Here is a 22,033-nt window from a genome sequence, read left to right on the forward strand (position 1 = left end):
GCCCTTGATCCACGAAAGAACAGCACCTCCATGGCCGTCACCCGTGCCCAGCAGCCGGTTGCCACCACTCCTGCCCCGCTCCCCGTCCGCACCCGGCTGGCCCACCCCGTCCTGCTGCTGACCGGCATCGTGCTGGTCGCCCTGAACATGCGCGCCTGCCTGGCCGCGGTCTCGCCGATGGTCGCCGAGATCCAGCGGACCTTCGGCCTGTCCGCCACCGCGAGCGGGCTGATCACGACCGTCCCGGTGCTGTTCCAGGGCGTCGGCGCCCCGCTCACCCCGCGGCTGACCCGCCGGTTCGGCGCCGAGCGCGTCGTCCTGGGCGCGGTGCTGGTGCTGGGCGCGGGCGTGCTGCTGCGGGTGCTGCCCTCGGTGTTCGCGCTGTACGCGGGCTGCGTGGTGATCGGCGTGGCCATCGCGGTGCTGAACGTGTCGATGCCGGGCCTGGTCAAGCGGGAGTTCCCGGACCGCGCGGCGACCATGACCGGCGTCTACTCGACCACCATGCTGGTCGGCGCGACCCTCGCCGCCGGCACCTCCGTCCCGCTGGAGCACGCGCTCGGCGGCGGCTGGCGTGCCTCGCTCGGCGCCTGGTCGCTGCTCGCGCTGGTCGCCGCGGTGGCCTGGCTGCCGCAGGTGCTGCGCTCCCGGCAGGAGAAGGCCGCGACCGCCGCGGCCGCCCAGCCCGGCAAGCCGGTCGAGGGTCTCTGGAAGTCCCCGCTGGCCTGGCAGATCAGCCTGTTCATGGGCATCTCGTCGCTGCTGGTCTACACCCTGGTCGCCTGGATGCCGACCATCCTGGCCGACCACGGCATGGACCGCGGCCAGGCCGGTCTGGTCTTCGCCTTCTCCAACCTGGTGCAGGTCGCGGGCGCCTTCCTGGTGCCGCTGATGGCCGGCCGGATGACCAGCCAGCGCGCCCTGGCCGTCACCATGGCCGCGCTGAACGGGCTCGGCATCGCCCTGCTGCTGGTCGCCCCGGTCTCCGGCGCCTGGGTGTCGGCGGCCATCCTCGGCGTGGCCCAGGGCGGTTCGCTGGGCCTCGGCCTGGCGTTCATCGTGCTGCGCACCGGCACCGCGGCCGGTGCCGCCCAGCTGGGCGGGATGTCCCAGGCGATCGGCTACCTGGTCGCCGCGGCCGGCCCGGTGGGCGCCGGTGCGCTGCACCAGCTGACCGGCGGCTGGGATGCCACCCTGGTGCTGATGCTGGTGCTGGTCGCGGTGGTCGGCGCGGCGGGCTTCGGCGCGGGGCGCAACCGCACGCTGTGAGGCGCTCGGCTGCTCCTCGCCTGCTCCTCGGCTACTCCTCGGCCGCCAGCGTCAGCCCGGCCAGCTTCACCGAGGCCAGCACGGTCGCCCCGACGGTGACCACCAGCAGCAGCGGGACGGCAGCCCCGAGCGAGACGTCGGCGCCGACCGCCGTGTCCCCGGCCACCGCCTCGGCGACCGCCCGGCCCCACTGCTGGACGCTCAGCGTCCGGGCGCCCTGGACGAAGTTGCCGACCAGCGACTCCCAGATCAGCGCGTACGCCAGCCCGGCCACCACCGCGTGCCGGGTGACCACGCCGAGCAGCAGGAACAGCGCGCTGTACGCGGCCCCGGCGACCAGCACGGCCACGGTGTAGCCGAGCGCCACGCCGTCCCGGGTGCCGTACAGCAGCAGCCCCGCGAGCAGGGTCGGGACGGCGGCGAACACCCAGGTGGTGCCGACCGCGACGGCCAGCTTGGTGGTGACGATCTTCCAGCGGGGCAGCGGCTTGGCGAGCAGGTAGACGATCGAGCCGTCGTCGATCTCGGTGGCGATCACGCCGGTGCCGATCACCAGCCCGAGGATCGGGACGAGGGTGCCGAGGTCCAGCTGGCCGAGGATCTTGACGGTCAGGCCGTGCGCGTCGCCGTCCGACCGGCCGGCGATCGCCGAGACGATCAGCAGCAGGACGGGCGCCACCAGCAGCAGGGCGCCGCGGCGGCGGCCGAGCAGGCCGCGCAGGGTCAGCCTGGCGACGGTCGGGTTCATGGTCGGTCGGCCCCTTCCTGGGTCCGGGTTTCGGTGGGGTTCGGGCCGGGTGTCACGCGGAGACCAGGTACGAGAAGACGCTCTCCAGCGACTCGTCCGCCGGGGACACGGTGTACAGCCGGATGCCGGCCTCCCGGGCGACCCTGGGCAGCAGGGTGGTGAAGCCCTGGAAGTTCACCGCCTCGATCCGCAGCGCCCGCTCCCGCTCGTCCACCTCGATGCCGGTGGTCGAGCCGTCGGCGATCAGCGCGGCGGCGAGCCGGCGGTCGTCGCTGGAGCGGACCAGGTAGCGGTGCGGACGGTCGGTCATCAGCCGTCGGATCCGCCGGAAGTCGCCCGAGGCGGCGTGCCGTCCGGCGACCACCACCTCGATGTGCCGGGCCAGTTGCTCGACCTCCTCCAGGATGTGGGAGGAGAACAGCACCGTCCGGCCGTCCGCGCCGAAGCGGCGCAGCAGCTCCATCAGCTGGAGCCGCTGGCGCGGGTCCATGCCGTTGAAGGGCTCGTCCAGCAGCAGCACGGCCGGGTCGTGGACGAGTGCCGAGGCCATCTTGACCCGCTGCTTCATGCCCTTGGAGTACGTCCCGGTGCGGCGGTCCTTGGCGTACGCCATCTCGACCAGGTCCAGGGCGCGCCGGGCGGCGGCGCCGGGCTGGGGCAGGCCGTGCAGTTCGGCGTTGGCGAGGACGAACTCCCAGCCGGTCAGGTGGTCGTACATCGACTCCCGTTCCGGGACCAGTCCGATCTGCCGGTACACCTGCTGGTTGCGCCAGATCGGCGCGCCGTCCAGGGTGACCGCGCCGTTGGACGGGGCGAGGAAGCCGCTCATCATGTGGATGAGGGTCGACTTGCCGGCGCCGTTGGGGCCGAGCAGGCCGGTGATGCCGGGACCGATCGACATCGTGATGTCGTTGACCGCGACCACGTTCCCGAACCAGCGGGAGACCTTGTCGATGGTGATGGTGGCCATGCCGCCCTCTCAGACGTCTCACTGAACACTGCGGTTGATCAGACGCGGCTGTAGCGGCGCAGCAGGAGCCGGTACGAGCCCGCCACCATCGCCGCCGCGACCAGGGCGAACACCAGGGTGCCGAACGCGCCCGGGGCGTGCCGGCGGTCGAGCCCGCTGCCGAGGTCGAAGACCTCGTTGACCAGCGCCTCCACCAGGCCGTTCGGTGAGATCAGCGCCGTCCACTGGGCCGCGTCCGAACCGCCCGGGCCGGGGCCGCTCATGCCCACCACGACGGCCGCGACCGTCGAACTCACTGCCAGGTAGCCCATGATGGCGGCCACCCCGAAGCCACGGCGCGGGGTGGCCGCGGCGATCACCAGGGCCACCGAGGTGGGCACCAGGGCGTACAGCAGGGCCGCCGCCAGGCCGTAGAGGAACTGGGCGGTGTTGTGCCCGAAGTCCATCCCGCCGAGCAGTGCCCCGGCGTACAGCACCAGCAACGGTGCCGCCATCAGCAGGAGTTGGGCGCAGGCCATGGCCGCGAACTTGGCCCGGACGTAGTCGGCGCGGGTGATCGGGCGGGAGAAGTAGAGCGGGACGGTGTGGTGGCGGAGGTCCCGGGAGAGCAGCACCGGCGCCTGGGAGGCGAGGAAGATCGACACCACCAGACTGAGGTCGGAGAGGTAGCCGGCGTACTCCACCGGCAGTTCGTCCCGCTTCAGGTAGATCCCGGCGGCGACGAAGATCATCGCCGGGACGGTGACCACGCCCAGCAGCAGCATCGGCAGCACCTTGGACCTGCCGGAGCGGCCGAGGCCGTAGGTGGCGCGCAGGCTCTGGGTGAAGAGCGAGCGGGTGGCGTAGGCGCGGCCGAGGCGCGGGCCGGTGTAGCCGCGGTAGCCGATGTCGTGGATGACGCCGGTGTCGGCGGGCCCGCTGTCAGGAGGCTGCGGCATCGTCCGTACCTCCCCTGGTGCTCGCGTCGTCGTGGTCGGTGAAGAGTTCGGCGACCCGGTGCCGGCGCTGTTCCAGCCGGACCAGGCCGAGGCCGAGTTCGGCGACCGTGTCGCGGATGGTGTCGTAGGTGTCCTCGCCGGCCAGCCGGACCAGCAGCAGGTGCGAGCCCTCCGGCTGGGCGTCCAGCCCGGCGGCGGTCAGCCGCTCCCGCACCGCGGCGCCCGGCTCCGCCCCGGCGTCCTGCGGGAAGTCGGTGACCTCGACCGCGAGGACGGCCGTCGCCTCGGTGAAGGAGGCGGTGGAGGAGGAGCGCAGCAGCTTGCCGCCGTCGATGACGACCAGGTGGTCGCAGGTCCGTTCCAGTTCGCCGAGCAGGTGGGTGGTGACCAGCACCGAGATCCCGAAGTCGGAGTGGACCCGGCGGATCAGCCCCAGCATCTCGTCCCGGCCGGCCGGGTCCAGGCCGTTGGTCGGCTCGTCGAGCAGCACCAGCTGGGGGTCGTGCACCAGCGCCTGGGCGAGCTTGACCCGCTGCTTCATGCCGGTCGAGTAGCCGCCCATCGGGCGGTACCGCTCCTCGTGGAGCCCGACGTGCCGCAGGGTGTCCGCGGTGCGCTCGCGGGCGGCGGTGGCGGGCAGCCCCGCCATCCGGGCCATGTGCACCACGAACTCGGTGGCCGAGACGTCCGGCGGCAGGCAGTCGTGCTCGGGCATGTAGCCGACCCGCTCGCGGATCTCCGAACCCCGGGTGGCGATGTCCAGGCCGAGCACCTCGCCGCGGCCCGCGGTCGCCGGGGCGAGCCCGAGCAGGATCTTGATCAGGGTGGACTTGCCCGCCCCGTTGGCCCCGACCAGCCCGACGACCCCGGGCTGCACCTCGACGGTCAGCTGGTCGAGCGCGGTGACCCGGGGGAACCTCTTGGTGAGGCCCTCGGTCTTGATGACAGCAGTGGACACGCCCTCAACGTAACCGCCTTGCGGTGCAAGGACCATGAGCTGGAATGACGAGGCCTGCCAGTACCCCGGTATGACGTCGGGACCGAACCCCCCTAAGGGTCGGCAAATCAGGAGTCCGCTTGTACTCTTGTCGCAATTTTTTGAGACGTGCCACCAACGGGGGTGCCGGTACAGCTGCACCGGCGCAGAGAGAGAGCGATCGACATGTCTGATCGGGCGACCGCGTTCGACCGGATGATGAATCCGTGGGCCTACGACGCGGACGGCAACCTGACCGCCCAGGCCCGGGCGCAGGAGGTGGCCCGCACCCAGATCAACTCGGCGAACGCGCCCGCGGGGGGTGGGGGCGGCGGATTCTCCGTCGACTCCAACGCGCTGGCCACCGCGGGCACCAACTCCGACCAGATCCACGCACGGCTGAACACCGACGGCCGGGGCGCCGACGACGCCACCGCCAAGGTCAGCACCTCGCTCGCCAACTGGAGCACCGGCCAGGCCGCCAAGAGCGCCGCCGGCACCTGGGACCAGTGCATCACCGCCCTCGGCACGACGATCGGGCAGACCACCCAGGCGCTGCGCACCAGCGCCACCGCCTACCAGCAGCACGAGCAGCACGTGCAGCACGACATGGGCGCCTGAGGGGGATACGGACATGGTGGACTTCCACGAACTCAGCAACGCCAACTTCGACTCCCTGGACGCCGCCGCGACCGCCTGGACCACCGTGGCGCAGAAGCTCAAGTCGATGGACGACGACTGGAACACCACGGTCGTGGGCCAGGTCGACTCCGAGTGCTGGGTCGGCAACGCGGCCGACCAGGCCAGGCCCGGACTCAAGCGCACCGCCGACCAGTTGAGCGCCGCCGTCACCGAGGCGAACGCCCTGGCCTCGATCTTCACCGACGCCGCGACCGAGTTCAAGGCCGCCAAGGCCAAGCTGGACAAGGCCGTCGCGGACGCCCGGGCCGCCCAACTGACCGTCACCGGTGACGGCACGGTGAGCTGGCCGCCGCCGGACACCGCCACCAGGCACGACCGGGAGGCCCTCGACGAGTACCAGAAGGAGTGGAGCGGCAAGGCGGACGCCGCCCACCAGGCGATCGTCGCCGCCATCGCGGAGGCCACCGCCGCCGACGAGCGGATCGCCTACGCACTGAACTCCGACAGCGGCACCGACAAGAACCACTCCTTCAACGCCAACGCCATCGGCGGCGGCCCCGAGGCGGACGGCAAGCGCGCCTCCCTGCTCGCGGCCAAGGGCGGGGACATCAGCGACACCGAACTCACCGAGCTCAACTCGCTGCTGGCCTCGCACCAGAACGATCCGAAGTTCGCCACGACGTTCTACCAGGACCTCGGACCGGACGGCCTGATCAAGTCCTGGAACAGCATGGTCGGCGACCCGGCGCACTACCGCGACCCCAACGACCCGCGCTGGAAGGCCTACCAGGACCTGCAGAAGAACCTCGGGCTCAACCTGGCCACCGCCACCCGGCAGAGCAACCAGCCGCACCTGTCCGACGACTGGGCCGCCGCCCTGCGCAAGGCCGGCGCCCAGCCGGTCTGGGACAAGCCGATGCGGCCGAGCGGGTTCGACTACCAGCCGTACGGCTACCAGGTGCTCTCCGGCATCCTGATGACCGGCAACTACGACCCGCACTTCCTCGACCCGATCGCCCAGCACGTCACCCAGCTCGACACCAACCGGGACAAGTACTGGCCGGCCCCGCCGCAGGCCGTCGCCGACAAGGTGCACGGCTTCAACCTGCTCGGCGGCACCGACGGCGGCCTCGGCTTCCAGCCGACCACGGCGGTGCTGACCGCCCTGGGCCACAGTCCGGCCGCGGCCAACCAGTTCTTCAGCGAGCAGCCGACCGCCTACAACGAGGACGGCACGGTCAATCCGAACGGCAAGCCCAAGCCGGCGGACTACTTCACCTACTACACCCACGACAAGGAGTGGCTGCCGGACACCAACTCGATGCGCGACATGAACGCGCTGGACCAGAGCAAGCACGCCGGCCCGACCGCGCTCGGTCACGCCCTGGAGGCGGCCACCTCCGGCCACCCGTACGACCAGCCGGCCGACGTCCCGCCGAAGCCGCACACCCCCGAGCAGGCCGCCCTGGCGGAGCGGGTCCTGGACACCTTCGGCACCCACGGTGGCAACGGGGCGCTGGACGACATCAAGGGCGACGGCAAGTTCGCCCCGCTGCGCGGCAGCCTCGGGCACATCGCCGCCGACTACATCGGGGACGTCCAGCGGGCCGCCTCGGGCGCGAACGACCTGCCCGTCAACGGCTCCGCGGCCAACCTCGACGGCTCGAAGGTCCAGGGCCTGCTGGACGCGCTCGGGCGCGACCCGCAGTCGTACGGCTCGATCACCAACGCCAACCAGGCGTACACCAGCGCGCTGATCCGCGGCGCGCTGGACAGCGGGCAGACCGACTTCTCCCGGCTGCAGGCGGACATCGACCACATCGCCCAGAACGGCAGCGTGGTGACCGGCACCCTCGCCGAGGCCCGGGTCGACGAGGTCCACACCCAGCACCACGCCTCCGACAAGGCGTACAACGACGCCGTGGCGGAGAACGTCGGCTTCGCCAAGGACGCGTTCAACCAGACCATCGGCAAGGTCACGGACAAGGTGCCGTTCGGCAGCGACCTGTCGGGCATGCTCGTCGACGACATCACCAACAACATCATCGCGGCCAACTCCCGCGACACCACGGCGGACGGCGAACAGGAGGCCCGGGTCTACGTCCAGCAGGCGAAGCAGAGCTCGATGGACGCGGTCTCCCAGGCGGTCCGGGACGCCTCCCTGCAGACCTCCGTCAACTACGCGGACGTGCAACGGCTGGCGGCGAGCGCCCAGGACGCCTCGAAGACCGGCTTCATCGACGGTCTCTCCACCAACATGGCCACCCAGGTGAGGGGTTAGCACGTGAGGATGCTCGAAGGCCGGTGGCCGCTGCCCGCCGCACTCGCGGTGCTGGTGGCGGCCGCCGGGGCCGTCGGCTACCTGGACTGGCGGGGACACCGCCCGGCGGAGGAGCCCGGCCGGACCGCCCACCTCTGCGGGGTGCCCACCGGGAGCGGCTCCCCGCTCGGGCGGCTGCTGCCACCCGGCGGGCAGGACGTGGAGGAGAGGCAGGACGGCCGCTCCGGCGATCCGGTCTCCTGCACCATCCGGGTGGACGGGCGCACCGCGCTCACCGTCCTGGCCACCCATCACGACGGACAGCCCGCCCTCCCGCCCGAGGCCGCCCAGCACCCGGATGCGCACGGCTTCGCGCAGCCCGGCCCGTCCGCGTCCTGGGCGGGCAGCGCCGTCATCGCCCGGACCTGCCCGCCCACCAAGAGCGACTACGGCTACGTCGTGCTGGAGGTCACGGCCGGAGCGGCGGCCCGCACGGGCGACAGCAGCCGGAGCGACCTCGAACAGATCGCCACCGCCGTGGTGCAGCAGAAGACGAAGGACGCCTGCCAGTGACGAGGACCCGACCACTGACCGCGGGCGCGACGGCCCTGCTGCTGCTCGGCGGCGGCCTGCTCGGCTGGCACCTGTACCTCGACCACACCGAGTACCGGCCGCCGGCCGTCGCCCTGTCCCACGGGGAATGCCTGGGCACCCTGGACGACCCGGGGATCAGCGCACTGCTGGGGCGCACCCCCCGGGTCTTCGTGGACACCGGGCTCCGCCCCGCGACGCCGGAGCTCAAGCCCGGCCTGGACTGCACGGTCCAGGGGCAGGGTCAGCGGCTGCTCTTCGCCTCGGTGCTCAGCGCCGCGGACGGCGACGGCACCGAGGCCGGGGAGGCGGTCTTCGGCTGCACCCTGAACGGCAAGGCCGAGCCCTACCGGGCCCGGCTCAGGGTGGACAAGAACTTTCCGCCCGCCGCCGTGCCCGACCGGGATCACCGGGCCGAGCTGGTGACCGGCTTCGCCAAGCGCGCCGCCGAGAAGCTGGGGTGCGCCAACGGCGCCGAGTCGCTCACCGTGAAGTGAGTGCCCCGGCGCCGCTACCGGCTGCCCCTCAGGAACTCGGACGCTCCCACATCTCGGTGACCTTGCCCGAGGCGTCGATCGCGACCGTGTAGACGCCGCTCGAACAGGGGTAGAAGCCCTTCTGGTTCCCCGGCGTGGCGATGCACTCGTTGATGTGTTTCGCCAGGTCGGCCGCGTTGACGTCCTTCGGCGGGGCGACGACCGACCGGAGGTGGCCCTTGACGGTGGGCGCGAACTGCGCGGTCCTGTCGGGGCCCGTCGCCTCGTGGGCGACGTTGTCGACGCCGCACGCGTCCTTGGTCTCCTTGTAGACCAGGGCCGTCGCGCTGGTGCCCTTCTCGACGTTGATCCACTTCTGCCCGGCGGGCAGCGGGGCACTGGTGCAGAAGCCCTCCGGGCCGCCGTCGGTGGCCTTGCCGCTCGGCGCGGGCTTGCCGCTCGCTGCGGGCTTGGCCGTGCCGGTGGCCGGGGCGGCAGCGGTGGGCGACGCGGCACCGGCCGGGGCGGCGGTCGCGGTGCCGGTGGCGGTGCCGGCACCCTGGTCCGACGAGTTGTCGGGGCCGCAGGCGGCGAGGCCGAAGGCGGCGGTGGCGACCAGAGCGGTGGCGAGCAGCCTCCTGGAAACAGACATGACGAAAGAACCCCCGTTTAACGCATGATCAGATAAAGGTGCGGCGGACAGATTAGCGCCTCCCGCCCCCACCCTCCCGGCGAAGTAGTCGTACTTTACGAGCCTCCCGGGAGTTGCGCCGGGAGGTCAACGTCCACCGTGTCGCTCCAGAGGCATGGGCATCGCCGAGTGACGAACCCTTCCTGACCTCGGTCCGTGAGCGACCGCTGGTCCGCCTGCAGCTACGTGAGGAGAACGGCGAAAAACCAGCCTCGGTCACGAGTGGCCGGGTCGACCCGGCACACGCCGTGTCCTGGTGAACCTCTGCCGACGGCCGCCAGCAGCGAGTTCGCTGAGGCGCTCACCGATCACGGAAACGCCCGGGCGGGGCTCCTGCTCGTAGTACCAGGGCTTGCGCCGGCGCAGCAGCTCCTCGCCGTGCTCGTCCCAGGTGAATCCGGGCTTCCGCAGCAGCTTCCGGAACACCTCGTCGACGGTCTCCGGGTGGGCGGCGGCCAGGCGGCGGAGCGGCAGCGGTGCAATCGACTCCTCGCGCAGGTACACGCGTAGCAGGTCCTGGTTCTGCCTCCGGCCGGGGAGGGCCGGATCGGCGAAGAGGTCCCGCAGCATCCCGTAGTCCGGGTAGAAGTTGAGCCCGTCGACTTCGTCATAAATGGCACCGACCGTTTCCGATTTCGCGAGTCCTCGCGGCAGTTCGAAGGCCGGGAAGTCCAGGCCGGGCAGCCGCCTGCCCCGGGCCCGGTCGGGATGCTCGGCGACGGCGGTCTCCTGCCGGTGCCGGTAGTAGGCATTGAGCCGGTCCTCGACTTCGGCAGGGGGAAGGACCAGTTCGTCACTGCCGCAGAACTCGATGAACGCGGCCCGGTCCGCCCGCATCGAGCGCCATCCCTGCTCGATCTTCTCGGGGTTGCGGAAGACCAATGAGGGGTGTTCGGTGGCCAGTTGGAGCGCCGCCTGGGCGATCTCGGTGGCGCTGGACTTCGGGTAGGACGACATCATTCCGGAGATCAGCCACGCCCCGTCGGCCGAATGGACGGGCACCAGGCAGGTGTGCAGGAATCCCCCCTTGGACACTCCGCGGAAGGCCAACCGCCCGACGTTCGAGTACGTGCGGTACTCCAGGTCGTCGATCAGGTTCAGCAGGACGACGGCGTCCCCGTCCTTGCGCCGGATCTCGAAGATGCCCTCGACCGGGTCACGCCAGCCGAGCAGCATCTCCCGATCTGCCTCGGTCAAGCCCCGTCGTCCGGCGACGAACCGGTCCACCACGGTCGAGCCGTCCGGCAAGCGGTACCGCAGGATGAAGTTGTCGGTGATCCGGATCGCATCGCCTTCCTCCAATTGCCGCTGGGGCCCGGCGGCCTCCAGGAGGAGGGGCGTCAACCACCGGTCGAAGCGTGCGCTCCGGGCGAAGGCGACGAGTTCACCCTTCAGTCCGGAGCTTCGCTCGATCAGGTCTCGCAACGACGTCTCATTCTCGTTCCGTACCACGACAGCCGTGCAGGCCCTCTCGATCTTGAAGGTTCCGACGCTCACTGCGTCCAGTAGTAGCGGTACGCCTCGACCCACTCCGCTCCGTCCGGAGCCGGTTCCGGCAGCGGAAGGTCCAGCAACCCGATCGTCTGCCGGAACTCACCGCGGGTGCACTGGGCGACGATCCTTCCGTCCGGTGAGAGGTCGATGCCGCGCACGGTCACCTCGACGCCCAGCATCGAGGTGCTGAACGGCACCGCCAGGTTCTCCTGGACGGCGGTGAACAGAGCCGACAGCTCCTCGTGCTCGTCGTAGGTGTCGACCGTCGCTTCCTCGACCAGCGCGGCCAGTTCTCGCCTGCTCAACGTGCGCATGGCGCCACGCTAGCGGACCTGATCGTGCCGACTTGCGGGCGGTCCGAAGTCCCGCCGATCCGCACGCGTATCGTCACCGTATGCGCTTGAGTACCGTTATCCTGCCCATCCACCGGTGGAGCGAGGGCCAGAAGATCTGGCGGCGGGCCGAGGAACTCGGCTTCCACGCCGCCTACACGTATGACCACCTGTCGTGGCGGAGCTTCCGGGACGAGCCGTGGTTCGGGTCCGTGCCGACGCTGACGGCGGCGGCGTGCGCCACCGAGCGGCTGCGGCTCGGAACCCTGGTGACCTCGCCGAACTTCCGGCATCCGGTGACGCTGGCCAAGGAGCTGATCACGCTGGACGACGTGTCCGGCGGGCGGGTCACCCTGGGCATCGGAGCCGGCGGGACGGGCTTCGACGCGACCGCCATGGGCCAGGAGGCGTGGTCCCCGAAGGAGCGCGCCGACCGCTTCGGGGAGTTCCTGCCGCTGCTGGACGAGCTGCTGCGCGAGGACGCGACGACCCGCGAGGGCACCTACTACTCGGCAATCGAGGCGCGGAACGTCCCCGGCTGCGTGCAGACCCCTCGGGTGCCGTTCTACGTGGCCGCGACCGGCCCGCGCGGGCTGCGGCTCGCGGCCGAGCACGGGCAGGGCTGGGTCACCTACGGGGACCCGAAGGGGCCCGCGGACGTGCCGGTGGAGCAGGCGCCCGGGGTGATCGCCCAGCAGATCGCCAAGCTGACGGCGGCCTGCGAGGCCCGCGGCCGGGACGTGGCGACGCTGGAGAAGGTGCTGCTCCAGGGCTCGACGGCGGAGAAGCCGCTGCAGTCGGTGGACGCCTTCGTGGACTGGGCCGGAACGTACCGGGAGCTGGGGATCACCGAGCTGGTGATCCACTGGCCGGTGCCGCACTCGATCTTCGAGAACGACCTCGCCGTCTTCGAGAGGATCGCCACCGAGGGCCTGGCCCAGCTGGGCTGACCCCTGCCGGGCCGGGCGTCACGGGTGCGGGCGGGTGCGCTGGGCCGGGAAGGCGGGGACCGGGTCCGGGGTGCGGCGGGCGAGCTCGGCGAGGGTGTGGAAAAGGACCTCGCCGAGCAGGACCGGCTCCCGGGAACCGGTCGGTACGGCCCGGCGGTCCGCGGCCGGGCCGTCAGCCAGGACGTCAGCCGGGGCGTCAGCCGGGGCGTCAGGGGAGGAGAGGGTCGGGGGCGGCTCGTCACGGAGCTGGCGAGTGGGCATGGCTCTTCCTGCCGACGGGGTGACCGGGAGGACTCCTGCCCGCCGGGCCCGCAGCGGCACCCCGGAGGGGGACGGATCGGCCGGAAACGGCGCGCGAAGGGCCGGAACCCGTCCGTACGGTCATCGCCCCGGTCATCGCCCCGGTCCCGACCGCGGCGCCGCCCGGGTGTTCAGCCGGGCGGGGGCGATGGGCGAAGATGGACCGGTGACCCAAGCCCGTACCGCTCCCCGCCTCATCGCCACCGACCTGGACGGCACCCTGCTGTGCTCCGGCGGCACCGTCAGCGACCGCACCGCCGCGGCCCTGGCGGCGGCCGAGGCGGCCGGGGTGCAGGTGGTGTTCGTGACCGGGCGGCCGCCGCGCTGGATGCAGCAGCTGAGCCCGCACATCGGCGGTCACGGGGTGGCGATCTGCTCCAACGGCGGCGCGATCGTGGACGTGCGGCGAGGCGGCGAGCTGATCGAGTACTTCCCGATACCGGCCGAGACCTCGCTGGCCGTGGTGGAGGCGCTGCGGACCGAGCTGCCCGGCACCGCGTTCGCCTTCGAGTACGCGGACGGCTGGGCCCGCGAGCCCGAGTACGAGGTCCTGATGTGGGGCGACGCCGAGGTCCGGGCGATCGGCCCGGCCGAGCGGCTGCTGGCGGACGACGGCCCGGTGCGCGGCCTGTTCAAGCTGCTGGCCAAGCACCCGGACCTCGATCCGGACACCTTCCTCACCGAGGCCCGGACGGCCGCCGGGCACCTGGCCGAGATCACCCGCTCCTCGCCGATCCCGCTGCTGGAGATCAGCGCGCCCGGCGTCACCAAGGCCAGCACGCTGGCCCGTTGGTGCGTCGAGCACGGGATCGACCGCAGCGAGGTGGTGGCCTTCGGCGACATGCCCAACGACCTGGAGATGCTGGCCTGGGCGGGCACCGCGTACGCCGTCGCCAACGCCCACCCCCACGTGCTGGCGGCGGTGGCGCAGCACACGGTGAGCAACGAGGAGGACGGCGTCGCGGCGGTGGTGGAGGAACTGCTCCGGCTGCTCTAGCCGAAGCGTTCACAACGTGCCGCGCCGGCCGGGAAGTCCTCCCCCCGTTCGGCTTTCACCTGACGGCGGGGGAACCGTTGCGGCCGGGCCCGCTCACAGCCGCGCGGTCCAGCGCACCACGGTCCCCTTCCGGTACGGACCGCTCTCGTGCCAGGCCGCCCCGCCGAGCGCCTCCGCCCGCCGGGTCAGGTTGAGCAGTCCGCTGCGCCGCCCGCCCTGCGGGATGCCGACCCCGTCATCGGTGACGCTGAGCAGCACGCCGGGCCGTCCGCCCCGGTCCAGCGACTCCGGGTCGCCGCCGACGGGCCGGCCCTCGTCGCCCAGGTGGACGGTGGCGTCGATCTCCACGCCGACCCGGGAGGCCCGGGCGTGCCGGGCCGTGTTGGAGAGCATCTCCCGCAGTGCGGCCAGGAGTTGGCGCCCGGTGTTCTCGCCGACCAGGCTCTCCACCGGCCCGACGAAGCTCACCGAGGGCTTGAAGCCGAGCGCCGCCGCGGCCTGGCTGGCCTCGCGCAGGACCCGGGTGCGCAGGGTGTCGGGGGCGTCGCCGTGGTTGTCGTGCTGGAGGGCGTAGATGGTGGTGCGGACCTCCTGGATGGTGGCGTCCAGCTCGTCCACGGCGTTGCCGATGCCGACCTTCACCTCGGGGACGACGGCCCGGCGGGCCGCGCTCTCCAGCATCATCCCGGTGGCGAACAGCCGTTGGATCACCAGGTCGTGGAGGTCGCGGGCGATCCGGTCGCGGTCCTGGAAGACGGCCAGGCGCTGCTGGTCGCGCTGGCCCTCGGCGAGCCGCAGGGCGAGGGCGGCCTGCGAGGCGAAGGTCTCGGCGAGCTGCTTCTCGGAGTCGGTGAACGGCAGCGCGCCGCGCGGGCGCCAGACGCAGAGCCCGCCGAGCACCCGCCCGCGGGAGACCATCGGCACGGCCATGGACGGGCCGAAGCTGCGGGCGAGCCGCATCACCACGGTGGGGTCGCCGGACATGTCGTCCAGGTAGACGCTCTCCCCCTTCAGCAGCCGGGCGGCGAAGCTGTCCTTGGGCAGCAGCTCGCCGCGGACGAACTCGGCGGCCTCGCCGGAGGCGTGGGCGACCCGCATCTGGCAGTCCCCCTCGCCGACCGGGGCGGTGGGCAGCAGGATCATCCCCAGCGCCGCGTCCGCCAACTCCCGTACCTGCTCGGCCGCGACGGTCAGCGCGCCCTCGGCCTGCTCGGCGGAGAGCAGGGCGGTCGTGACGGCGGCGGCGCCGGCGATCCAGCGTTCGCGGCGGCGCCCCTCCTCGTACAGCCGGGAGTTCTCGATGGCGACGCCGGCGGCCGCGGCGAGCGCGTGCACCACCTGCTCGTCCTCGGGGGTGAAGGCGCCGCCGCCCTTCTTCTCGGTGAGGTAGAGGTTGCCGAAGACCTCCTCCCGGACCCGGATCGGCACGCCCAGGAAGGTCCTCATCTGCGGGTGGTGCGACGGGAAGCCGGAGGAGCGCGGGTCGGCGCCGAGCTCGGACAGCCGCAGCGGCTCGGGACGGTCGATCAGCGCGCCGAGGATGCCGCGGCCGGCGGGCAGTTCGCCGATCTCGGCGGCGGTCACGTCGTCGATGCCGACGTGGATGAAGTCGGCCAGGCCGTCCCCGCCGGGGGCGATCACCCCGAGCGCCGCGTACCGGGCGTCGACGAGCTCGGCGGCGCCGGTGGCGATCCGGTGCAGCGTGGCATGCAGGTCGAGCCCGGCCCCGATGGAGACCACCGCCTCCAGCAGCCGCTGCATCCGGTCGGTGACCGCGGCGGCGGACTGCAGGCGTTCCGCGACCTCGGTGACCAGGGTGTCCAGTCCGAGCGAGGCGATCTCGGGCACCCGGTGGGGTGTCGGCTCGGGGGCGGCCTCGGGAAGGTCCGGCGTGGGGTCCATGGAGAAAGCCTAATTTGTACGTTTTTCAGCCGAAGATCGGCGCAGCGCCGACGAGCCCAGCACCGACGGGCCCAGCGCTCACGCGCCCACCGGTTCCAGCAGGCCGTCCGCCTCCCGCTCCCGCCGCCGCATCGCGTTCAGCCGGCCGTCCGGATCGGCCGCCAGCTCCGACCAGCGGCCGCGCTCGACGACCCGCCCGCCGTCCAGCACCAGCACCTCGTCGACGGTGCTGTCGTCCAGCCCGGCCAGCCGGTGGGTGATCAGCACGGTGGTGCGGCCCGCGGTGGCGGCCAGCAGGTCGGCGGTGAGCGCGTCGGCGGTGGGCAGGTCGAGGTGCTCGGCGGGCTCGTCCAGGACCAGGACGGGGAAGTCGGCGAGCAGCGCCCGGGCGAGCGCGAGGCGCTGGCGCTGGCCGCCGGAGAGGCGGGCGCCGTGCTCGCCGACCATGGTGTCCAGGCCGTCGGGCAGGGTGTCCGTCCAGTCCAGCAGCCGGGCGGCGGCGAGCGCGGCGCTCAGCGCGTCCTCGTCCGCGTCCGGCCGGGCGAGCCGCAGGTTCTCCCGCAGCGAGCTGTCGAAGACGTGGGCGTCCTGGGCGCAGAGGCCGATCACCCGGCGGACGTCCTCGCCCGCGAGCGCCCGGCTGTCCACAGCCTGTGGACAGCCGGCGGCGAAGGTGACTGTCCCGGCCCCGGGCTCCAGGAAGCGCAGCAGTGCCTGGGCGAGCGTGGTCTTGCCGGAGCCGGAGGGGCCCACCACGGCGATCCGGCGGCCGGGCGCGAGGTCGAGGTCGATTCCGGCCAGCGCGTCCGCGCTCTGCCCGGGGTGCCGTACGGTCAGCCCGCGCACCGCGACGGGCAGCGGCCGCTCGGGCAGCTCCGCCGGCTCGGCGGGCTCGGTCACCACGGGCTCGGCGGACAGCACCTCGTCCAGCCGGGCCCGGGCGGCGCGGCCGCGCTGGCGGGCCTGGACGGCGAGCGGCATCCCGGTGACGGCCTCGAAGGCGGCCAGCGGGGTCAGCACCACGACGGCCAGGCAGACCGGCGGGAGCGAACCGGCGCGCACCCCGTGGATGCCGACGGCCGCCGCGCCCACCACGGTCAGCCCGGCGAGCAGCGCGATCAGCCCGGTGCCGAGCGCGGTGGTGGCGGCCGAGCGGGCGGCGAGCCCGGTCAGCGCCGCGTCGGCGGTGCGCACGGCGGCCAGTCGGCGGGGCAGCGCGCCGGCCACGGTGAGCTCGGCGGTGCCGGTGAAGGCGTCCACCACGGAGGTGGCCAGCCGCCCGCGGGCGGGGGCCTGGCGCCGCTCGGCGCCAGCCGACCAGCGGGCGGCGAGCGCGGGTACCAGCACCCCGGCGAGCAGCAGTCCGAGGCCGAGCACCAGTCCGGCGGCGGGCAGGAAGGCCGCCGTCGCGACCGCGGAGGCCAGCGCGACCACGGCCGCCACGGCGGCGGGCAGCCGCCAGCGCAGGTAGCGGTCCTGGATCGCGTCGACGTCGGCGACCAGCCGGGAGAGCAGGTCGCCGCGCCGGAAGGCGGGCAGTCCGGCCGGGGCGAGCGCGGTCAGCCGGCGGTACACGGCGGCCCGCAGGGTGCCGAGGGCGCGCAGCACGGCGTCGTGGGAGACCAGCCGTTCGGCGTAGCGGAAGACGCTGCGGCCGATGCCGAAGGCCCGTACGGAGGTGACGGCCATCATCAGGTAGAGCACCGGGGGCATCTGGGAGGCCCGGGAGATGAGGTAGCCGGAGGTGGCCATCAGGGCGACGGCGCTGCCGAGGGAGAGCGCCCCGAGCAGCACCGACAGGGCCAGCCGGGGGGCGGCGGGCTCGGCCTCGGGTTCCTCGGGCACGGCCGGGGCGGGGGTCGGCCTCCCGCTGTGGGCCGGCCGGGTGACGGCTGTGGAGGCCTCGGCGGCGGCGGGCCCGGCCAGGTGGACCCGCTGGTCCGCGACGGCCAGCAGGGCGGGCCGGTGGGCGACCACCAGCACGGTGCGCGCCGGGTCCTCGGCGAGGGCGCGGACGGCGTCCACGACGGCGGCCTCGGAGACGCCGTCCAGGTTGGCGGTGGGTTCGTCCAGCAGCACCAGCGGCCGGTCGTCGGCGAGCAGCACCCGGGCGAGCGCGAGGCGCTGGCGCTGTCCGGCGGAGAGCCCGGCGCCGTCCTCCCCCAGTTCGGCGTCCAGGTCGGTGACGAAGTCGAGCGCGTGGGCGGCCCGTAGCGCGGTCCACAGCTGCTCGTCGGGGGCCTCGGGCCGGTAGAGCCGCAGGTTGTCGGCGACCGTGCCGGCGAACAGGTGCGGGTGCTGGGGCACCCAGGCGATCTGGCGCCGCCAGCTGCCGGGTTCCAGCTCGGCGAGGTCGTGGCCGCTCCCGTCGGCGGCGGTGATCCGGACGGTGCCGGCCCCGGGGGTGGTGAGGCCGAGCAGGACGGCCAGCAGGGTGGACTTGCCGGCCCCGCTGGGGCCGGTCAGGGCGGTGCTGGTGCCCGGGCTCAGGGTCAGCCCGGCGCCGTCCAGTGCGGGCAGGGCGCGCCCCGGGTGCCGTACGGTCAGGCCCTCGGCGGTGATCACGGCGCCGGTGAGGTCGGGGGCCGGGACGGTTCCGGCAGCGGGCAGCGGGGTCTCCAGCACCCGGAAGATCTCGTCGGCGGCGGTGAGCCCCTCGACGCTGGAGTGGTAGAGCGCGCCGACCTGGCGGATCGGGAAGTAGACCTCGGGGGCGAGGATCAGGATCAGCAGTCCGGTCTCCAGGTCGAGCGAGCCGTCCACCAGCCGGAAGCCGATGGTGACCGCGACCAGCGCGACGGACAGGGTGGAGAGCAGCTCCAGCGCGAAGGAGGAGACGAAGGCGATCCGCAGGGTGCGCAGGGTGGCCCGGCGGTAGTCGGCGGTGATCCGGGCGATGGTGGCGGCCTGGCTGCGGGCCCGGTTGAAGACCTTGAGGGTGGGCAGGCCGGCGACCACGTCGAGGAAGTGGTGGGAGAGCCGGGCCAGGGCGTTCCACTGCCGGTCCATCCGGGACTGGGTGGCCATCCCGATCAGCACCATGAACAGCGGGATCAGCGGCAGTGTCCCGGCGATGATCGCGGCCGAGGTGAGGTCGGCGCCGATGATCCGCAGCAGCACGATCACCGGGACGACCACGGCCAGGGCGAGCTGCGGCAGGTAGCGGGCGAAGTAGTCGTCGAGGGCGTCGACGCCCCGGGTGGCGAGGGTGGTGAGTTCGCCGGTGCGCCGGCCCGCCAGGTAGGACGGGCCGAGCGCGGTGGCGTGGTCGAGCAGCCGGCGGCGCAGGGTGGACTTCACCCGGGCGACGGACCGGTGCGCGGTGAGTTCGGTGAGCCAGCCGACCAGCCCGCGGCCGACGGCGGTGAGCGCCAGCAGCACCAGTGGGGTGGTGAGTTCGCCGAGGCCCGCGCCGCGCTGGAAGGCGCGGACCACGATCTCGGCGATCAGGCTCGCCTGGGCCACGACCAGGGCCGCGCCCGCCCCGCCGAGGAGCACGGATCCGGCGAGGAAGGCCCGGGTGGTGCGCGCGTACCCGAGGAGTCGGGGGTCGACCGGCTTCACGGCGTCAGGCCCGGTCGGCCGGGGCGACGGGAGCGGCCGGGGCGACGGGAGCCTTCGGGGCAGCCGGAGCGGCGGGAGCGGCCGGGGCAGCCGGCCGGTGGCCGCCGGGGATGTGCTGCACCCCGATCCGCTTGCGGAACACCCAGTACGTCCAGCCCTGGTAGAGCAGCACCAGCGGGGTGAACACGGCGGCCACCACGGTCATCAGCTTCAGCGTGTACGGCGAGGAGGCCGCATTGCCCACGGTCAGGCTCCACGCCGGGTTGAGCGTGGACGGCATGACGTTCGGGAACAGCGCCAGGAAGAGCATCGCGACCGCGGCCACGACGGTCGCCCCGGAGAGGACGAACGCCCAGCCCTCGCGCCCGAGTTGGTTGGCCACCAGGGCGCCGGCCAGGGCCAGCACGGCGACCGCCAGGGCGACCAGGCTGCGGCCGTTGCCGCTGTCGGCCTGGGTCCAGAGCAGGAAGACGAGGGCGAGGACGGCGGCCGCCAGGCCGGCCCGGAGGGCCGCCCCGCGGGCCCGCTCGCGGATCTCACCCACGGTCTTGAGGGCCGCGAACACCGCGCCGTGGAAGGTGAACAGGGTGAGCGTCACCAGTCCGCCGAGCAGCGCGTACGGGTTGAGCAGGTCGGCGAGGCCGCCGACGTAGTTCTTCTGCGCGTCGATGTCCACGCCGCGGACGATGTCGGCGAAGACCACGCCCCACAGGAAGGCGGGGACGAGGGAGGTCCAGAAGATGGCCTCCTCCCAGTTGCGCTGCCAGCGGGCACCGTCCCGCTTGGCCCGGTACTCGAAGGCCACGCCGCGGACGATCAGGCAGACCAGGATGGCCAGCAGCGGGATGTAGAAGCCGCTGAAGAGGGTCGCGTACCAGTCCGGGAAGGCCGCGAAGGTGGCGCCGCCGGCGGTCAGCAGCCAGACCTCGTTGCCGTCCCAGACCGGGCCGATGGTGTTGATCAGCACCCGGCGCTCGGCGGTGTTCCGGGCGAGCGGCTTGGTGAGGACGCCGATCCCGAAGTCGAAGCCCTCCAGGAAGAAGTAGCCGATCCACAGGACCGCGATCAGCACGAACCAGACGTCGTGGAGTTGCATGACCCTGGGTCTCCTATCTTGGGTCGGTTCCGCGGATCAGTACGCGAAGGCGAGCGGCTTGTCGGCGTCCTCGTCCGTGGACGGGCCGCGCAGCGACGGGTCCACGGCCGGGGGTTGTTCGGTCACCACCGGGCCGGCCTTGGCGTACTTGACCAGCAGCCGGACCTCGACGACGGCGAGGATCGCGTACAGCGTGGTGAAAGTGGCCAGGGCGCCGATCTGGGTGCCGACGCCGACGTTGGGGGACACCGCGTCGGCGGTGGTCATCAGCCCGAAGACGGCCCAGGGCTGGCGGCCCATCTCGGTGAAGATCCAGCCGAAGCTGTTGGCGACCAGCGGGAAGCCCATGGTCAGGATGCCGATCCGCCAGCTCCACTTGGTGAGCAGCGGGCTCAGCTCCCGCTTCGGGGTGAGCATCAGCCGGGGCACCTCGGTGTCGCCGGTGCGGAACTCGGGGCGCAGCAGGAACTTCCGGCGGGTGGTCCAGAGGCCGATCAGGCCGGCCACGAAGGAGGTCATCCCGAAGCCGATCATGAAGCGGAAGCCCCAGTACGTCACGAAGACGTTCGGGATGTAGTCCTTGGGGTTGCCGCCGTGGGCGGCGGCCTCGGCGGCGGCGGTGTCGTTGATGCCGGGGACGGACGAGCTGAAGTCGCTGTGGGCGAGGAAGGAGAGCACCCCGGGGACCTCCAGCGCGACCGAGTTGTGGCCCTTGCCGACGTCGCCGACCGCGAAGACCGAGAACGGCGCGGGCGCCTGGGTGTCCCACAGCGCTTCGGCGGCGGCCATCTTCATCGGCTGCTGCTCGAACATGACCTTGCCGAGGGTGTCGCCGCTGAGCGCGGTGCCGGCGCCGAAGACCACGGCGAGCACCAGGCCGAGCCGCAGCGAGGTGCGCATCACGGCGGTCTTCCTGGGGTCGGCGCCCTCCGGCCTGCGCTTGGCCTTCCAGAGGTGGAAGGAGGCGATGCCGACCATGAAGGCGGCCCCGGTGAGGAAGGCGGCGGTCAGGGTGTGGAAGACCACGGTGAGCGTGGTGTCCTGGAACAGCACCTTGGTGATGTCGGTGAGCCGCGCCTTGCCGGTGGCCTTGTCGATCGCGTAGCCGGCCGGGTGCTGCATCCAGGAGTTGGCGGCCAGGATGAAGTAGGACGAGAGCACGGTGCCCAGCGAGACCATCCAGATGCAGGCGCAGTGGATCTTCTTCGGCAGCTTGTCCCAGCCGAAGATCCACAGGCCGATGAAGGTGGACTCGAAGAAGAAGGCGATCAGCGCCTCCATCGCGAGCGGGGCACCGAAGACGTCACCGACGAAGCGGGAGTAGTCGGACCAGTTCATGCCGAACTGGAACTCCTGGACGATGCCGGTGACGACGCCCATCGCGATGTTGATGAGGAAGAGCTTTCCCCAGAACTTGGTCGCGTGGAAGTACTTCTCCTTGTTCGTACGCACCCACGCGGTCTCCAGCCCGGCCACGATCGCGGCCAGGCTGATGGTGAGCGGTACGAAGAGGAAGTGGTAGACGGTGGTGATCCCGAATTGCCACCGCGCGATCGTTTCGTGAGCGATTGCCAGTTCCACGTCGCCCTCTCTCCGCCGGCCCCGTTCCCAGGGCTGTTTCGGACAAACTCCATCTCCGGTCGAGCACCGTTGCCGGACCACGCGGGCTTGTCCGCTTGTGAACGTGAACACGTTCACAAGCACAGTATCCACCATCCTTACGGGGGAACCGCAGGTGGGGTGGCATTGACAGCGGGTGGGAGGGCGTGACGGTGCGCACAGTTTGCGGACCGGCCGCGGGGCGTGGCAACGAACGACCCGGCGGACGGCGCCCGGC

19 protein-coding genes are annotated in these 22,033 nt (G+C 72.4%); 7 read left to right on the top strand and 12 right to left on the bottom strand.

Annotated elements, in window-relative coordinates; all coding sequences use genetic code 11:
* Positions 1 to 30: 30 nt before the first annotated feature.
* On the top strand, positions 31 to 1,269 hold the full coding sequence (locus ACIRVF_RS30975; RefSeq protein WP_402825072.1) for a CynX/NimT family MFS transporter: 1,239 nt from the start codon (positions 31 to 33) through the stop codon (positions 1,267 to 1,269).
* Positions 1,270 to 1,300: 31 nt separating this feature from the next.
* On the opposite strand, the gene ACIRVF_RS30980 is transcribed toward ACIRVF_RS30975, so the two are convergent.
* Genes ACIRVF_RS30980 through ACIRVF_RS30995 form a run of 4 tightly spaced genes read right to left on the bottom strand, consistent with a single transcriptional unit; the run spans position 1,301 to position 4,883 of the window.
* Complete coding sequence (locus ACIRVF_RS30980; RefSeq protein ID WP_402825075.1) at positions 1,301 to 2,017, bottom strand: ABC transporter permease; 717 nt, start codon at positions 2,015 to 2,017, stop codon at positions 1,301 to 1,303.
* 52 nt (positions 2,018 to 2,069) lie between these two features.
* Positions 2,070 to 2,987, bottom strand: coding sequence for an ABC transporter ATP-binding protein (locus ACIRVF_RS30985; RefSeq protein ID WP_402825078.1), 918 nt, complete (start codon positions 2,985 to 2,987; stop codon positions 2,070 to 2,072).
* 38 nt (positions 2,988 to 3,025) lie between these two features.
* Complete coding sequence (locus tag ACIRVF_RS30990; RefSeq protein WP_402825080.1) at positions 3,026 to 3,925, bottom strand: ABC transporter permease; 900 nt, start codon at positions 3,923 to 3,925, stop codon at positions 3,026 to 3,028.
* On the bottom strand, positions 3,909 to 4,883 hold the full coding sequence (locus ACIRVF_RS30995; RefSeq protein WP_402825083.1) for an ABC transporter ATP-binding protein: 975 nt from the start codon (positions 4,881 to 4,883) through the stop codon (positions 3,909 to 3,911). The genes ACIRVF_RS30990 and ACIRVF_RS30995 overlap by 17 nt, the downstream gene beginning before the upstream one ends.
* A 204-nt stretch (positions 4,884 to 5,087) precedes the next feature.
* On the opposite strand from ACIRVF_RS30995, the gene ACIRVF_RS31000 reads away from it, so the two are divergent.
* The 4 genes from ACIRVF_RS31000 to ACIRVF_RS31015 are packed head-to-tail and all read left to right on the top strand — an operon-like array spanning position 5,088 to position 8,891.
* Positions 5,088 to 5,522 carry a hypothetical protein gene (locus ACIRVF_RS31000; protein WP_402825085.1) on the top strand — a complete coding sequence of 145 codons (435 nt, stop codon included), beginning with the start codon at positions 5,088 to 5,090 and terminating at the stop codon, positions 5,520 to 5,522.
* 13 nt (positions 5,523 to 5,535) lie between these two features.
* The gene (locus ACIRVF_RS31005; protein ID WP_402825088.1) at positions 5,536 to 7,824 is read left to right on the top strand and encodes a hypothetical protein; all 2,289 of its coding nucleotides are present in this window, start codon (positions 5,536 to 5,538) and stop codon (positions 7,822 to 7,824) included.
* Between the two features lie 3 nt (positions 7,825 to 7,827).
* Positions 7,828 to 8,376, top strand: a complete 549-nt coding sequence (locus ACIRVF_RS31010) for a hypothetical protein (protein ID WP_402825091.1) — start codon at positions 7,828 to 7,830, stop codon at positions 8,374 to 8,376.
* Positions 8,373 to 8,891, top strand: coding sequence for a hypothetical protein (locus tag ACIRVF_RS31015; RefSeq protein WP_402825094.1), 519 nt, complete (start codon positions 8,373 to 8,375; stop codon positions 8,889 to 8,891). Before ACIRVF_RS31010 ends, ACIRVF_RS31015 begins: the two co-directional genes overlap by 4 nt.
* 28 nt (positions 8,892 to 8,919) lie before the next feature.
* Here the strand turns inward: ACIRVF_RS31015 and ACIRVF_RS31020 are convergent, their stop codons facing one another.
* From ACIRVF_RS31020 to ACIRVF_RS31030, 3 genes are all read right to left on the bottom strand, one after another.
* Positions 8,920 to 9,522 carry a hypothetical protein gene (locus tag ACIRVF_RS31020; protein ID WP_402825097.1) on the bottom strand — a complete coding sequence of 201 codons (603 nt, stop codon included), beginning with the start codon at positions 9,520 to 9,522 and terminating at the stop codon, positions 8,920 to 8,922.
* A 255-nt stretch (positions 9,523 to 9,777) separates the two neighbouring features.
* Positions 9,778 to 10,986 carry a hypothetical protein gene (locus ACIRVF_RS31025; RefSeq protein ID WP_402825099.1) on the bottom strand — a complete coding sequence of 403 codons (1,209 nt, stop codon included), beginning with the start codon at positions 10,984 to 10,986 and terminating at the stop codon, positions 9,778 to 9,780.
* A 68-nt stretch (positions 10,987 to 11,054) separates the two neighbouring features.
* Complete coding sequence (locus tag ACIRVF_RS31030; RefSeq protein ID WP_402825102.1) at positions 11,055 to 11,369, bottom strand: hypothetical protein; 315 nt, start codon at positions 11,367 to 11,369, stop codon at positions 11,055 to 11,057.
* A gap of 80 nt (positions 11,370 to 11,449) precedes the next feature.
* Between ACIRVF_RS31030 and ACIRVF_RS31035 the strand changes: the two genes are divergently transcribed.
* Complete coding sequence (locus ACIRVF_RS31035; protein WP_402825105.1) at positions 11,450 to 12,337, top strand: LLM class flavin-dependent oxidoreductase; 888 nt, start codon at positions 11,450 to 11,452, stop codon at positions 12,335 to 12,337.
* An 18-nt stretch (positions 12,338 to 12,355) separates the two neighbouring features.
* On the opposite strand, the gene ACIRVF_RS31040 is transcribed toward ACIRVF_RS31035, so the two are convergent.
* Entirely contained in the window at positions 12,356 to 12,598 is a 243-nt protein-coding gene (locus ACIRVF_RS31040; protein ID WP_402825107.1) for a hypothetical protein, read from the bottom strand.
* Positions 12,599 to 12,785: 187 nt separating this feature from the next.
* Between ACIRVF_RS31040 and ACIRVF_RS31045 the strand changes: the two genes are divergently transcribed.
* The gene (locus ACIRVF_RS31045; protein ID WP_402825110.1) at positions 12,786 to 13,634 is read left to right on the top strand and encodes an HAD family hydrolase; all 849 of its coding nucleotides are present in this window, start codon (positions 12,786 to 12,788) and stop codon (positions 13,632 to 13,634) included.
* Between the two features lie 93 nt (positions 13,635 to 13,727).
* Here the strand turns inward: ACIRVF_RS31045 and ACIRVF_RS31050 are convergent, their stop codons facing one another.
* From ACIRVF_RS31050 to ACIRVF_RS31065, 4 genes are all read right to left on the bottom strand, one after another.
* Positions 13,728 to 15,536, bottom strand: coding sequence for a GAF domain-containing protein (locus ACIRVF_RS31050; protein WP_402825113.1), 1,809 nt, complete (start codon positions 15,534 to 15,536; stop codon positions 13,728 to 13,730).
* 78 nt (positions 15,537 to 15,614) lie between these two features.
* The gene (gene cydD / locus ACIRVF_RS31055; RefSeq protein ID WP_402825116.1) at positions 15,615 to 19,100 is read right to left on the bottom strand and encodes a thiol reductant ABC exporter subunit CydD; all 3,486 of its coding nucleotides are present in this window, start codon (positions 19,098 to 19,100) and stop codon (positions 15,615 to 15,617) included.
* A 4-nt stretch (positions 19,101 to 19,104) separates the two neighbouring features.
* A complete protein-coding gene (gene cydB, locus ACIRVF_RS31060) occupies positions 19,105 to 20,196 on the bottom strand; it encodes a cytochrome d ubiquinol oxidase subunit II (RefSeq protein WP_402825119.1) in 1,092 nt (363 codons plus the stop codon).
* Between the two features lie 36 nt (positions 20,197 to 20,232).
* Entirely contained in the window at positions 20,233 to 21,777 is a 1,545-nt protein-coding gene (locus tag ACIRVF_RS31065) for a cytochrome ubiquinol oxidase subunit I (protein ID WP_402825122.1), read from the bottom strand.
* Positions 21,778 to 22,033: the final 256 nt, after the last annotated feature.

The sequence above is a fragment of the Kitasatospora sp. NPDC101157 genome (assembly GCF_044768255.1).
Taxonomy (GTDB): Bacteria; Actinomycetota; Actinomycetes; order Streptomycetales; family Streptomycetaceae; genus Kitasatospora.